The organism is Kineosporiaceae bacterium (genome assembly GCA_016713225.1).
GTDB lineage: Bacteria > Actinomycetota > Actinomycetes > Actinomycetales > Kineosporiaceae > JADJPO01.
The window spans coordinates 472,122-486,117 of record JADJPO010000011.1 but is presented as its reverse complement, the minus strand read 5'-3'; the positions used below and the strand labels follow the sequence as shown (position 1 = coordinate 486,117).

The window sequence follows — 13,996 nt, the reverse complement described above, 5'->3', positions numbered from 1 at the left end:
CCCGGACGGCGACTTCATGGCTCTCCCTCACGCCCCGGGATCGCGCGTGGTGGTTGGTCAGCTACCGGGGACGTCGCAGATCGAACCTAACCCAGACCGGCGCACGGCGTCGTGCTCGAGGCCTATTGCTGGGCCAGGGCGTCCATCAGATCGATCATGAACTCGGTGTCCTCCCGGGTCATCCGCTTCCACCCGGCAGGGGCGCCCAGGGCCGCCAGCAGAGCGGCGTTCGCCGGGTCGGCAGCGAGCGCCCGCAAGCCGGCCAGCACCGTCTCGACCTGCGGGGCGATCGTCGGGGCTGCCAGCAGGCAGTGGCTCACCACGTAGATCCGGCTGGAGATCAGTGGATGCAGCCGGGCGCGGATGACCTGGGAGAGCTGGTCGTAGGCGGCCCGCAGGAAGAAGCCGGCCTCGGCCTCCCCCCACATCACGGCCTTGGCCACCAGTACGTAGTTGCGCTGCATCACCAGGTCGATGTCGGCCGAGGTGAGGTCGGCGGGCTCCAGCAGGATGCGGCAGATCCGCTCGACGTCCGGGGCATCGGTGGCGGCGACCGTGAGATGTGCGCCGAGATCATCCAGGGAACGCAGGGGTCCGTCCTGCGCCACCACGACGACGGCCTCGTCCGAGACCTCCTGTGGTGCCGCGACGGGCAGGAAACCGTGGTCGCGCACCAACAGAGCGGTGTCGGCGGCGTTGGCGTAGACCAAGTCGACCCGGCCGTCGTCATAGGCCCGGTGCAGGTCGCCGAAGTCGTCGTAGACGGTCGCCCGGATGGGCTGACCGGTGAGCCGCTGCAGCCGGGTGTTCAGCACGAACCAGTCGGTGATGTCACGAACGTGAACGTCGGGGCTGATGGCGAATCCGAAGGTCACGACGTGACCTCCGCCGCCGCGGGGGCGGCTTCGTCTCGGCGCATCGTGACGTAGAGCTGTTCGGCCGCGGCGACCTTGGTTCGCGAGGGCTGACGCCGCACCGATGTGTGGCCCACGATCTCGCCGCCACGAATCTTCGGGATCACGGTGGCGTACACCCAGTAGAAGCCGCCGTCTCGCCGCAGGTTCTTCACGTAGCCGCTCCAGCGCTTGCCGTCCGAGATGGTCGTCCAGAGGTCGGCGAACGCCGCCCGAGGCATGTCGGGGTGGCGCAGGATCGAGTGCGGCGCACCCAGAAGCTGTTCGCGGCTGTAGCCCGACATGCGTACGAAAGCCTCGTTGCACATCGTGATGATCCCGTCGAGATCGGTCTGCGAGACGATGAGTTCGCCTGTGGGGAAAAGGGTTTCGTGCTCGGTGGTGATCACGACCCGGGCGGATCCGTCGAAGTACCGCACGACGTGAGGGGTGCCCTGCCCCGGGACGTCCTCGGGCTGCATGTCACGCATGGCGTTCACGGTCAGGCCTCGCCTCAGACGAGGTTGGCGAGTTCCTTGGCCGCCACCTTCATCTCGTACAGCAGCAGGCCGAGTCGGGCATCGCTGGAGGAGATGGTCTCGAGCACGGTCTCCTCACCGGCCTGCATCATCACGACGTAGCCGGCGTTTCCCTTGACGTACACCTGTTCCAGCGTGCCGCGCTTGAGCTCGGCGGCCATGCGCGACCCCATCGACAGAGCCGCAGCGGCCATCGCCGACACCCGGTCCTCGTCGGTGCCCTGGGGGAGTGCTGCGGCCAGCGGGAGGCCATCGGTGGTGACCAGGGCGGCGCCCTCGATGTCGGGCGTGCTGCCCACGAGGTCGCGCAGGATCGTCTGGATCCGTTCGTTCCGGGTGGACATGGATGGTCTCCTCAGGGCTGCCCATCGGGCGGTCGGGTGATCCCCGAATGGGGCGTTCTGATGATCGAGCGTAATCAGCCCGCGGGGATGGCGTGGCCCAGATGCCGGTAATCACTCGACCGGCTGCGGGCCGTCTCGCGCGGGGGTCGGCAACCAGCGGAACCACTTACGGCGCATCTCGCGCTCGAGGTCGATGCCGTGATGGTGGGCCAACAGCAGCAGCTGCCCGAGGACGTCGGCCACCTCGCCACCGAAGGCCTCGTCCAGTTCGTGCGCACTCAGGCCTTTCGTGCGTGCCTGACCCTGCCGCTGCAGGTGCACTTGGGTGAGTTCGCCCAGTTCCTCCTGGAGTTTCATCAGGAACCAATCCGGTGTGCGGTCGATGCCGAAGCGATCGGCGTATCCCTCGGAGACCCGTTCGACCGTGGCGGTGAGCTCGGCGAGTTGCATGGTGCCCATCCTGGCCCGGTCAGGTGTGATCGACGATCAGCATCTGGTTGCCGCCGCGCTGGAACTCGTACTCGACCTGCTGCACCCGCGGGGTCAGCCCCGCGCCCCGCAGATCGTCCAACAGATCGTCCAGGAACGGGGTGGGCGAACCGTCCCCGGCCCGGACCAGCGGGAACACCCGAACCTGGGTGGCCACCCGGGCCAACTCGACCAGCGCCGCCCGGTGCCAGGCCCGATCGAACCGTCGGGCCCAGGTGAACAGCAGGTGCGAGCAGAGCGCCAGGTCGACACTGCCGGTGGCGAACGGCAGCCGGGGCAGTTCCGCGGCGAGGTAGCGCCCCGGGTGACGGCGCGCGTCGTCCAGGAAGACCTCGGCGGCCTCGGTACGCATCCGGTCGCGCCTGCCGCGGTCGCCGTACCAGTGCCAGACGAACTGGTCCTCGTGGTCGTCGACGAGTTGCTGCCCACCGGACGAGCTCGCCCGGACGGCGTCCGCCACCCGGTCGAGGCCGAGCGCGAACACCGGATCGGCGGCCACGGCCTGTCCGCCGCGTGCGTTCGCCTCGGCCACCAGGGACGCCGCGCCCGCGCAACAATCGAGCACTCGCCCGGCCAGGTCGGCCTCGGTGAGGGAGAACATCGCCCGGTACTCGGCCAGGCCGCGTGAGGTGATCAGCACGACACGTCCGGGGTGGCGATCACGCGGACGAACGGCTCTCCGGTCGGCCCTCGAGAATGGGTGATCCGGGCCGTGAAGCCATGGCGCTGCACGAGGTCTCGGAGGTCGTGAGCCTGCCAGTAGCAGAAGTAGCGCGGTGCACCGAGCTTGACCGTGGTCCAGGCCTCACCGTCGCCTTCCTTGACCGAGAACGCGAATCGCCCGGCGTCGGGCAGTGCAGTCCGAACCCGGGCGACCAGGTCCTCGAACTGTGGCCGGGTCAGGTGCAGCATCGCGGCCACCGACATGATGACGTCGTAGCCCTCGGGCAACGGATCGGTCACCATGTCGAGGTGGTAGGCATCGTGATGTCCGTTGGCGCGCAACAGGTCCACGAAGGCTGGAGTGGCATCCCCCCCCCCCCCCCCCCCCCCCCCCCCCCCCCCCCCCCCCCGCCCCCCCGGCGCCCCCCGGCCGCGCCCGCGGTCCGCCGGCCGGGCCGCCCCCCCCCCCCCCCCCCCCCCCGCCCCCCGCCGGCCCGCGGCCGCCGGCCCCCCGGCCCCCCCCGCGGCCCCCCCCGCCGCCGGCGCCGCGGCGGCGGGGGGGCCCCCCCGGACGTAGTCGTCGACGTGAGCCTGATAGCTCGCCAGGGTCAGCGCGTTCGGTGATGGTTCGCCCTCGTGGGCGCGATCGGGACTCATGTCGACCAGTCCAGCAGTCGTGCTCAGATCTGGGTGCCGACCAAGGCCCCGACGCCGAAGGTGACGGCCATACCGAGCGCACCCACCGCGATGTTGCGCACCAGCGCCGGGCGGATCGGGGCCTTGCCGATCGAGGCGCTCACCCCACCGGTCACGGCCAGCGCCACGATGACGGCGACGAAGCAGACCCCCACCCGCCAGGACTGCGGCGGCAGCAGGATTGCCAGCAACGGCAACAGCGCGCCGACCGAGAACGCCACGAACGAGGCCCAGGCCGCCTGCCAGGGGCTGGTCAGCTCGTGCGGGTCGAGCTTCAGTTCGGCCTCGGCGTGGGCGCCGAGGGCATCGTGGGCGGTGAGCTGCTCGGCCACTCGGGAGGCGAGCTCGGGGTCGAGCCCCTTGCCCTGATAGATCGCGGTGAGTTCCTCGAGCTCGTGCTCGGGCAGATTGGCCAGCTCCCAGCGTTCCAGGTCGAGCAGGGCGCGCTCGGTGTCGCGCTGGGTGCTCACCGAGACGTACTCGCCGCCGGCCATCGACAACGCTCCGGCCACCAGTCCGGCGACGCCGGCGGTCAGGATCGCCGTCCGGTCGGTGGTCGCGCCCGCCACACCGACCACCAGGCCGGCCACCGACACGATGCCGTCGTTGGCGCCCAGGACCCCTGCGCGCAACCAGTTCAGTTGCCCGGCAACGGCGCCCGAGTGCGCCTCGTCGTCGTGGGCACCCTCGTCCAGGGTCGCGCTCACGGCGTGCTCGTGCTCGGCGCCGGCCAGGTGCACAGGCACGCCTCGTTGCCCTCGGGGTCGGCCAGTACCCACCACGCCGGGGCATGCGCCTCACTGATCAGCCGACCCCCGGCGTCCAGGCAGGCCTGGAGTCGTGCCGACACGGCCTCGGCGGGCACATGGATATCGAGGTGGAACCGCGACCGGATCGCCAGTCGCGGGTCGTCGGCGGCCGTGGTCTGGAACCAGAGCGAGGGTCCCTGCCCGTCGCCGGCGACGAGCTCGATCGCCTCGTCCCCCTGACGTTCGACGTAGCCCAGAGCCGCCGTCCAGAACGGCCGGACGGCGTCCACGTCGGCGACGTCCAGTGCCACCTCGACCCGGTGCGGCGCGGGCAACGTGACGGCGCCCACCGCCATGGCGGACTGCAGGATCTGGTGTGCGAGTTCGATATCGAGTTGGGTCACCCCGCGCGCCGAGTGAGTCGACAGCGTGAAGGTGACGGTGCACCACCGCAGGTCGATGTCGGGGTGGTGGTTCATCAACTCGGCGTCCTTGGCCACCAGGCGCACCAGCTGCACGGCCTCCTCGAAGGACGGTGCCCGGACGGCGAGGGTCAGCGCTCCGGCAACGCCGCGCACCACCCCCGGCAGGTCGAGCAGCTGGCGGGTGATCTCGGCGTCGTCGAGCAGGCGCGGAGCGGCAGAGGACATACCCGAACTCTGCCAGGCTGAGCCGATGGAGCACATCCGGTGGGTGGTCGCCGCGGCCGTGGTCGACGATCTCAGAGCTCCGCGGCGCCTGCTCGCGGCGCGGCGCACCGAACCCGCGTGGGCTGCCGGGCTGTGGGAACTGCCGGGCGGCGGCGTCGAACCCGGGGAGGAACACGTGGCGGCGCTGCACCGCGAACTGGCCGAGGAGCTCGGTGTCACCGTCACGCTCGGCCGAGAAGTTCCCGACCCGGACGACGCACGCCCCGGTTGGGCGATTCGGCCGGGCTATCGGATGCGGGTGTGGTGGGCGCAGGTGGCGACGGGCGAACCGGCCGCCATCGAGGATCACGACGCGATCGCCTGGCTCGACGCCGGCGCCTGGGCCGGCGCCGCCGCAGCGGGCGCCGAGGCAGATGCGGACTGTGTGGATTGGCTGCCCTCCAACCAACCCATCGTGGCCCGGCTGATCGAGATGGCCGGGGGAGTGGGCGCGCGATGAGCACGTCGTCGCCACCGCCGCGGGCGGGCCGGCACAACGCCCTCACCGATGTCGCGGGGATCAGGGTCGGGCACGTTGATCGGCGTGGCGACGGCTGGCTGACCGGCACGACGGTGGTGCTCGCCCCGCCCGAGGGTGCCGTGGCCGGGGTGGACGTGCGTGGCGGCGGGCCGGGTACCCGCGAGACCGACCTGCTCGACCCGCGCAACCTGGTCGAGCGGGTGCACGCGGTGGTGCTCACCGGCGGCAGTGCGTTCGGGTTGGCCGCAGCGGACGGCGTGATGGTCGGCTTGGCCGAGCGCGGCATCGGCTACCCGGTGGGGGCGCCGGGTGAGGTGGTGCCGATCGTGCCCGCCGCCGTGATCTTCGACCTGGGCCGCGGTGGTGACTTCGCCGCCCGGCCGGACGCCGCGTTCGGGTCGCGCGCCCTGGACGCCGCCCTGAACAGTGCCCCCGATGCCTCGAGCCCGGCGTGCGCCCAGGGTGGGGTCGGCGCCGGAACCGGCGCTGTGGCAGGCGGTTTCAGAGGCGGGGTGGGCACTGCGAGCCTGGTGCTGAGTGGCAGTGGCAGTGGCGGTGGCGGTGGCAGCGACGGCGTCAGCGCTCACGCGGTCACCGTGGCCGCCTTGATGGTGGTCAACGCGATGGGGTCCTGCCTCGACCCGGTCACCGGTCGGCTGTACGCGGCGGGTTTCGGCCTGGACGGCGAGTTCGACGACGCACCCGTCGTCCGGGTTCCGCTGCCGCTGCTGCAGGCCGGCGCCCCGGTGATCCCGCAGGCGACCACGATCGGGGTCATCGCCACCGACGCCGCCCTGACCAAGGCCCAGTGCGCCAAGGTGGCGGGCCTCGGCCACGACGGGATGGCCCGGGCGATCCGCCCCGTGCACACCATGCTGGACGGCGACACCGTGTTCGCGCTCGCCACCGGGCAGCGGGCCGCACCTGATCTGTTGGGGTTTCAGGCGATCCTGCAGGCCGCGGCCGACGTGGTCACCCGGGCCATCGGCCACGCCCTGCTGGCGGCCGAATCGGTGCGGACGGCGGCCGGAACCTGGCCGTGCGTCCGCGACGTCGCGGCGTCCGACTACGATGGGCCGTCCTCCCCGATCTCGATGAAGTGAGTTTCCGCATGCCCATCCGTACCCGCGACGACCTGCGCAACATCGCGATCGTCGCCCACGTCGACCACGGCAAGACCACGCTGGTCGATGCGATGCTCTGGCAGACCGGGTCCTTCGGGGAGCACCAACACGTCGACGAACGCGCGATGGACTCCGGTGATCTGGAGCGGGAGAAGGGCATCACGATCCTGGCCAAGAACACCGCGGTGCGGTGGGACGGCAAGGGCGCGCCGGCGGGTGGGGTGACGTTCAACATCATCGACACCCCCGGTCACGCCGACTTCGGTGGTGAGGTGGAGCGTGGCCTGTCGATGGTCGATGCCATCGCCTTGTTGGTCGACGCCAGTGAGGGTCCGCTGCCGCAGACCCGGTTCGTGTTGCGCAAGGCGTTGCAGGCGCACCTGCCGGTGATACTCGTGGTGAACAAGGTCGATCGGCCGGACGCGCGGATCTCGGCCGTCGTCGACGAGACCTACGAGCTGTTCATGGACTTGATCGACGGCACCGGGGTCGACCCGGACAAGGCCCTCGAGTTCCCGATCGTCTACGCCTCGGCCAAGACCGGTCGCGCCAGCCTGACCCGCCCCGAGGACGGCACCCAGCCGGACAGTCCCGACCTGCAGCCGCTGTTCGAGACCATCCTGTCGACGGTGCCGGCGCCGACGTACGACGACGAGGTGCCGCTGCAGGCCCACGTCACCAACCTGGACGCCTCGCCGTTCCTGGGCCGGCTCGCGCTGTGCCGGGTGCACTCGGGCACCATCCGCAAGGGTCAGCAGGTGACCTGGTGCCGTCACGACGGCGCCATGCAGAAGGTCAAGGTCACCGAGCTGCTGATGACCGAGGCGCTCGAGCGCAAGACGGCCGAGAGCGCCGGGCCGGGCGACATCATCGCGGTCGCCGGGATTCCCGAGATCACCATCGGCGAGACCCTGGCCGACCCGGACGACCCGCGCCCGCTGCCGTTGATCACCGTCGACGAGCCGGCGATCTCGATGACCATCGGGACCAACACGTCTCCGCTGGCCGGTCGCACCAAGGGCGCCAAGGTCACCGCGCGCCTGGTCAAGGACCGCCTCGATCGCGAACTGGTCGGCAACGTCTCGATCCGGGTGCTGCCCACCGAGCGACCGGACACCTGGGAGGTGCAGGGCCGCGGTGAGCTGGCGCTGGCGATCCTGGTCGAGACCATGCGTCGCGAGGGTTTCGAGCTGACCGTGGGCAAGCCGCAGGTGGTCACCAAGGTGGTCAACGGCAAGGTGCACGAGCCGTTCGAGCACCTGACGATCGACGCCCCGGAGGAGTACCTGGGCGCGATCACCCAGCTGCTCGCCGTCCGCAAGGGCCGGATGGAGCAGATGAGCAACCACGGCACCGGCTGGGTGCGTATGGAGTTCGCTGTTCCCTCGCGCGGCCTGATCGGCTTCCGCACCGAGTTCCTCACCGACACCCGCGGTACCGGTATCGCCCACCACGTGTTCACGGGTTACGAGCCGTGGGTGGGCGAGCTGCGCACCCGGCCCAGCGGCTCACTGGTCGCCGACCGGACCGGCGCGGCCACCGCGTTCGCGATCACGAACCTGCAGGAGCGCGGCACGCTGTTCGTCGAGCCGACCATCGAGGTGTACGAGGGCATGATCGTCGGGGAGAACTCCCGCGCCGACGACATGGACGTCAACATCACCAAGGAGAAGAAGCTCACCAACATGCGGGCGTCGACCTCGGATGACTTCGAGCGGCTGGTGCCGGCACGCAAGCTGTCGCTGGAGCAGTGCCTCGAGTTCTGCCGGGACGACGAGTGCGTCGAGGTCACGCGGGACGCCGTCCGGCTGCGCAAGGTGGTGCTCGATCAGGTGGAGCGCGGCCGGGCCACAGCGCGGGCCAAGAAGGCCTGACGGGCTCGGCTGGACCGCGGCTATCAAATCGTTACCGCGAGGCCGGACAGGGCGTGTCGTTACGAAGTCGTGACCGATTGCTGCCTCGCGCAGGCCGCCACTGACGTATTCGCCACTGAAAGTGGTCAGAGCGCGCCAAAATGCGCAGTGAGTGACGGACGCTCGACCGGTCGGTCGGTCGTCGCGGTGAGGGAGTGGTTACGCCCGGTTGTCCGTCGTTCGGCAGGTGCTACACGCGCTGAACGGCGTGGGCTACTGTGCCGCTACATCGGCCCCGAAGGACTTGGCGTGGTCAGGGCCTGTTGCCGCAAGACGACCGGTTGGACGTTGGTGGGAAAGGAGGTGCCGGGTGACACTCGGGCCCCAGGTACAGCTGACTCATGCCGGGACGGCCGAGGTTGCGAAGGCCGTCGAGGGTCTGTCGTTGACGCGCCTCGCCCTGCGCCGGCTGCTCAAGGACAAGCTGACCATGGTCTCGCTCGTCGTGGTAGCGGTTTTCCTGGTGCTCGCCGTCTCGGCGCCGGTGCTGTCGGCAACCGGGATCCTCGACCCCACGTCGATTCACAACGACCTGATCGACACGGCCACCGGTGGTCTGCCCAACGAGAAGGGTGGGCTGAGCTGGTCGCACCCTCTGGGCGTGGAACCCGGCACCGGTCGTGACGTGCTCTCCCGGTTGATCCTGGGCATCACCTACTCGCTCACGGTGGCGCTGGGTGCAGCGTTGGTAGCCGTGGTGCTCGGCACGGTGCTGGGCATCGTCTCGGGCTACCTCGGCGGCCGGGTCGACATGCTGATCAGCCGCATGGTCGACCTGACCCTGTCCTTCCCGCAGACCCTGATGCTGTTGGCGCTGTCGGGGGTGTTCATCGATCAGCTGATCTCGATGGGCATCCCGTCCGGCAACATCGCCAACGGCGTGTACATCGTGCTGGTCCTGGGCCTGTTCGGCTGGCCCAGCTTCGCCCGGCTGATCCGTGGGCAGGTGCTGTCGCAGCGTGAGCGCGAGTACGTCGAGGCCGCGCGCAGCCTGGGCGCCAAGAACGGCCGGATCTACTTCCGCGAACTGCTGCCGAACCTGTGGGCGCCGATCCTGGTGTACTTCACCCTCACGCTGCCGCAGTTCATCTCGGCCGAGGCGGCGCTCAGCTTCCTGGGGGTCGGCATCAAGCCGCCCACCCCGACGCTGGGCAACATCCTGACGTACTCGACCAACTACGCCGAGAGCGACTTCGCCTTCTTCGTGTTCCCCGCTCTGTTCATCGCCACCCTGGTGGTCAGCTTCAACCTGCTGGGCGATGGCCTGCGCGATGCGTTGGACCCCAAGGCCGGTCGATGACCGGTCTACCCCCGATCTCCTGCCGGCGAACCCGCTGGCAGGTGTTGTGCCGAGGCGTCGGTACAACAGACTCTAAGGAGAGTGCATGACCCACAAGACGAGGGCGTCGGCGGCAACGATCGCAGCCGCCGTCGCACTGACGATGGCCGCCTGCGGCTCGGACAGCTCGACGGGGAGTTCCGGCTCCACGTCCGCCGCCTCGGGTGGGTCCGCTGCTGCGGGCGGGACGATCTACTACCTGACGAAGCGTCCGGCCGAGCACCTCGACCCGCAGCGCACCTACATCGGCCGTGACCTCGCCGACCTGAGCCGCATGGTCTACCGCAGCCTGGTGCAGTTCCCGGTGACGGACGACGCCAAGAAGTCGGTCGTGCCTGTTCCGGATATGGCGACCGACACCGGCACGTCCGAGAACGGCGGCAAGCAGTGGTCGTTCACCCTCAAGGACGGCATCAAGTGGCAGGATGGCAAGGACGTCACGTGTGAGGACCTGAAGTACGGGTTCTCGCGGTCGTTCGCCGTCGATGTCATCACCGGTGGCCCGAACTACCAGCTGGGCTACCTCGACGTCCCGCAGAAGGACGGCGCCGCGATCTACAACGGCCCGTACAAGAAGGTCGGTCAGGCCGACTACGACAAGGCCGTCACCTGCGAGGGCAAGAAGATCACCTACCGGTTCAACAAGCCGTGGCCGGACTTCCCGCTGGCGATCGCCTCCCTGCGCACCTTCGACGCCTACCGCGCCGACCAGGACAAGGGTGACCAGTCCAACTACGCCATCTTCTCGAACGGCCCCTACAAGCTCGAGACCCCGTGGCAGAAGGACAAGGGCGGCACGTTCATTCGCAACGACCAGTACGACCCCAAGACCGACGGTCAGCGCAAGGCCCTGCCCGACAAGATCGTCTTCGTCGAGGGTCTCTCGAACGAGATCATCGCCCAGCGACTGATCGCCGACAGCGGCAACGACAAGACCGCGGTCACCGACCGCCAGGTTCCGCCGGCGTTCTTCGCCAAGGTGACCGGCCCGGTGGCCGAGCGCTCGGCCAACCCCGAGTCGCCGTTCACCAACTACCTGCTGCCGAACTTCAACCGGATGAAGGACCCCAAGGTCCGCAAGGCACTGGCGATGTCGACCAACCGGTCGGCCTACATCGCGGCTCTGGGTGGCGACAAGGTGGCCAAGCCGGCCAAGTCGATCGTCAGCCCGGCTCTGGTCGGGTACAAGGACAACCCGGCGTTCACCGCGCCGGACACCGGTGACATCGAGGGCGCCAAGAAGCTGCTCACCGAGGCCGGCGTGCCGATGCCGTACCCGATCCGGGTGACCTACCAGGGTGGTACCCCCACCAGTGACAACGCCTTTGCGGCGCTGAAGGACACCTGGGACAAGGCCGGCTTCAAGGTCACGCTCGACCCGCTGACCGACACCTACTACGACATCGTCCAGAACCCGGCGAACGACAAGTCCGACGTGGTCTGGGGTGGCTGGGGTGCTGACTGGCCGGCGATCTCGACCGTGATCCCGCCGCTGTTCGACTCGCGGATCAACCTGACCGAGAAGTCGAACGGGCAGGACTACGGCAACTACAAGAGCGACGAGGTCAACAAGATGCTGGACGAGGCGGCGGCCCTGCCCGACGTCAACGCCCAGGCCGAGGCCTACGCCAAGATCGACGCCAAGCTCGGTGACGACGTCGCGTACATCCCGCTGGAGATCACGAAGTTCTTCTTCCTCTACGGGTCCAAGGTGACCGGGTACAGCAACAGCCCGGCGACCAACATGTACGTCGACCTCGGCGCCGTCGGCGTCGCGAAGTAACGACACGCACGACCTGGTCGGCGTCATCGGTGGTGGGCAGGCAGTCTCGACTGCCTGCCCACCACCTGCCATCGGTGCAACGGCACGGTGCTGGTTCAGGTGCCGGTTCACGGAGCCCGCGAGAGGAGCGAACAGCCCGCAGGGGCTGAACACACATGGTTGCTTACGTGATCCGCCGACTGGCGATCGGCGTCGTGTTGTTGCTGGTGATGAGCTTCATCACCTTCGCCATGTTCTTCTCCGGTCCCGACCCGGCCCGCTACACGTGCGGCAAGAACTGCACCCCCGAACTCGTCGAGCAGAACCGCAAGGCGCTGGGGTACGACAAGCCCTGGCCGGTGCAATGGGTCAACTTCGTCAAGGGCATCGCCGTGGGTCGCGACTTTCCCGACGACCCGGAACTGAAGAAGGTGGCCCCCGAGACCATCGCCCGCTGCGACGCACCCTGCCTGGGGTACTCGCCGATGGCCAACGCGCCGGTGGGCTCGATCCTGAAGGACCGGATCCCGGTCTCGGCCTCGCTCGCCGTCAGCGCGTTCCTGCTCTGGATGATCATGGGGTTGGTCGGTGGGGTGGTCGCCGCGTTGCGCAAGGGCACCCTGATCGACCGAAGTCTGGTCGGTGTGGCACTGGTGTTCTATGCCTTCCCGACCTTCTTCATCGGCTTGTCCCTCTACATCTTCCTGGCCTTGAAGTGGACGATCGTGCCCATCCCGACCTACACCGCCTTCAAGGACGGGCCGTTGCTCTGGCTGCAGGGGCTGTTGCTCCCTGCGCTCACGCTCGCGTTGTTCTATGCCGCCGGCTACGTCCGGCTGACCCGGGCCTTCGTGCTGGAATCGCTCAGTGAGGACTACCTGCGCACCGCCAAGGCCAAGGGCCTCTCGCCCGCTCGGATCCTGTTCAAGCACACCATGCGGGCCTCGCTGACGCCGATCGTCACCATCGCCGGGCTCGACCTGGCCGGTCTGCTGGGTGGGGCGATCATCACCGAGCAGGTCTTCAACTACGACGGGCTCGGCAAGCTCGCCGTCCAGTCGGCTCAGACGTTCGACCTGCCGATGACCGTGGGGATCGTGGTGCTGCTGGCCTCGTTCGTGATCCTGGCGAACATCATCGTCGACGTGCTGTACGCCTTCATCGACCCACGCGTGAAACTGGCCTAGGAGGGTTCGATGACTGCCGAGACGCTCTCGTCCCCATCGGCCGCCGGCCGCCCCGGCGCCCCTGTGCTGTCGTTGCGCGACCTGAAGGTGCACTTTCCCACCGAGGACGGCCTGGTCAAGGCCGTCGACGGGATGTCGTTCGACCTGTTCGCCGGCAAGACCCTGGGGATCGTGGGGGAGTCGGGGTCGGGCAAGTCGGTGACCAGCCAGGCCATCCTCGGCCTGCATCGTGGCACTCGGGCCCCAGGTCACCGGTGAGATCCGGCTCGGCGACGACAACCTGTTGCTGCTGCCGGACGACGAGCTGCGGGCGTTGCGCGGCAAGGACATCGCCATGGTGTTCCAGGACCCGCTGTCGGCCCTGCACCCGTACTACACGGTGGGCAATCAGATCATCGAGGCCTATCGGGTGCACAACAAGGTCACCAAGGCCCAGGCCCGTGCCCGCACCATCGACATGCTCGGCCTGGTCGGCATTCCCAATCCGGGCAAGCGGATCGACCAGTACCCGCACGAATTCTCCGGTGGGATGCGGCAACGCGCCATGATCGCCATGGCACTGGTCAACGACCCCAAACTGCTGATCGCCGACGAACCGACCACGGCGCTCGACGTGACCGTGCAGGCCCAGATCCTGGACCTGATGAAGGACCTGCAGCGCGAGTTCGGATCAGCGATCATCCTGATCACCCACGACCTCGGCGTCGTGGCCCGGATGGCCGACGACATCATGGTCATGTACGGCGGTCGGGCGGTCGAGAAGGGCACGGTCAACGACGTCTTCTACCGGCCCAAGCATCCGTACACCGTCGGCCTGCTCAAGTCGATGCCGCGCCTGGACCAGTCCCGCCAGGCTGCGCTCGATCCGATCCCCGGCAGCCCGCCGTCCTTGATCAACCTGCCGTCGGGGTGTTCGTTCAATCCCCGGTGCGCGCATCGGGACGAGGTACCCGACGACCGGTGCCGGCAGGAGATGCCCGAGCTCGTCCCGGTGGGCGGCGGCCAAGAGGCCCGGTGCTTCCTGACGGCCAGGGATCGCAGCCGCCTGGAGTTCCGTGGCAGTGGCGGGCAGTCGGACGCCGCGGCCTTCCGCCCCGAGGAAAGTGGTGAGCCCGAGTGAGCGCCACC

Annotated in this window: 13 protein-coding genes and 2 pseudogenes; 7 read left to right on the top strand and 8 right to left on the bottom strand. The window is 69.0% G+C overall.

Annotated features, from left to right (window positions below):
• Positions 1-122 precede the first annotated feature (122 nt).
• The 8 genes from IPK24_24950 to IPK24_24915 all read right to left on the bottom strand — a co-directional run bounded on the left by IPK24_24950 (position 123) and on the right by IPK24_24915 (position 5,023).
• Entirely contained in the window at positions 123-875 is a 753-nt protein-coding gene (locus IPK24_24950; GenBank protein MBK8078702.1) for a PhnD/SsuA/transferrin family substrate-binding protein, read from the bottom strand.
• Positions 872-1,384, bottom strand: coding sequence for a PAS domain-containing protein (locus IPK24_24945; GenBank protein ID MBK8078701.1), 513 nt, complete (start codon positions 1,382-1,384; stop codon positions 872-874). Before IPK24_24945 ends, IPK24_24950 begins: the two co-directional genes overlap by 4 nt.
• A gap of 23 nt (positions 1,385-1,407) precedes the next feature.
• Positions 1,408-1,776, bottom strand: a complete 369-nt coding sequence (locus IPK24_24940) for a roadblock/LC7 domain-containing protein (protein ID MBK8078700.1) — start codon at positions 1,774-1,776, stop codon at positions 1,408-1,410.
• A 111-nt stretch (positions 1,777-1,887) separates the two neighbouring features.
• Positions 1,888-2,226 (bottom strand): pyrophosphatase, encoded by a 339-nt coding sequence (locus IPK24_24935; protein ID MBK8078699.1) that lies wholly within the window; start codon positions 2,224-2,226, stop codon positions 1,888-1,890.
• Between the two features lie 19 nt (positions 2,227-2,245).
• On the bottom strand, positions 2,246-2,905 hold the full coding sequence (locus IPK24_24930; protein MBK8078698.1) for a hypothetical protein: 660 nt from the start codon (positions 2,903-2,905) through the stop codon (positions 2,246-2,248).
• Positions 2,899-3,279 (bottom strand): hypothetical protein, encoded by a 381-nt coding sequence (locus IPK24_24925; GenBank protein ID MBK8078697.1) that lies wholly within the window; start codon positions 3,277-3,279, stop codon positions 2,899-2,901. The genes IPK24_24930 and IPK24_24925 overlap by 7 nt, the downstream gene beginning before the upstream one ends.
• Before the next feature lie 329 nt (positions 3,280-3,608).
• The gene (locus tag IPK24_24920) at positions 3,609-4,319 is read right to left on the bottom strand and encodes a VIT family protein (GenBank protein ID MBK8078696.1); all 711 of its coding nucleotides are present in this window, start codon (positions 4,317-4,319) and stop codon (positions 3,609-3,611) included.
• 8 nt (positions 4,320-4,327) lie between these two features.
• Positions 4,328-5,023, bottom strand: coding sequence for a 4a-hydroxytetrahydrobiopterin dehydratase (locus IPK24_24915; protein ID MBK8078695.1), 696 nt, complete (start codon positions 5,021-5,023; stop codon positions 4,328-4,330).
• 25 nt (positions 5,024-5,048) lie between these two features.
• Between IPK24_24915 and IPK24_24910 the strand changes: the two genes are divergently transcribed.
• From IPK24_24910 to IPK24_24880, 7 genes and pseudogenes are all read left to right on the top strand, one after another.
• On the top strand, positions 5,049-5,522 hold the full coding sequence (locus tag IPK24_24910) for an NUDIX domain-containing protein (GenBank protein ID MBK8078694.1): 474 nt from the start codon (positions 5,049-5,051) through the stop codon (positions 5,520-5,522).
• Positions 5,519-6,646 (top strand): P1 family peptidase, encoded by a 1,128-nt coding sequence (locus IPK24_24905; GenBank protein ID MBK8078693.1) that lies wholly within the window; start codon positions 5,519-5,521, stop codon positions 6,644-6,646. Before IPK24_24910 ends, IPK24_24905 begins: the two co-directional genes overlap by 4 nt.
• An 8-nt stretch (positions 6,647-6,654) precedes the next feature.
• The gene (typA, locus tag IPK24_24900) at positions 6,655-8,541 is read left to right on the top strand and encodes a translational GTPase TypA (protein MBK8078692.1); all 1,887 of its coding nucleotides are present in this window, start codon (positions 6,655-6,657) and stop codon (positions 8,539-8,541) included.
• A 403-nt stretch (positions 8,542-8,944) separates the two neighbouring features.
• Positions 8,945-9,880 (top strand): annotated as a pseudogene (locus tag IPK24_24895) (ABC transporter permease).
• Between the two features lie 85 nt (positions 9,881-9,965).
• Positions 9,966-11,702: an ABC transporter substrate-binding protein gene (locus IPK24_24890; protein ID MBK8078691.1), complete on the top strand. Its 1,737-nt coding sequence runs from the start codon at positions 9,966-9,968 to the stop codon at positions 11,700-11,702.
• A 155-nt stretch (positions 11,703-11,857) separates the two neighbouring features.
• A complete protein-coding gene (locus tag IPK24_24885) occupies positions 11,858-12,868 on the top strand; it encodes an ABC transporter permease (protein ID MBK8078690.1) in 1,011 nt (336 codons plus the stop codon).
• Positions 12,869-12,877: 9 nt separating this feature from the next.
• Positions 12,878-13,988 (top strand): annotated as a pseudogene (locus IPK24_24880) (ABC transporter ATP-binding protein).
• Positions 13,989-13,996: the final 8 nt, after the last annotated feature.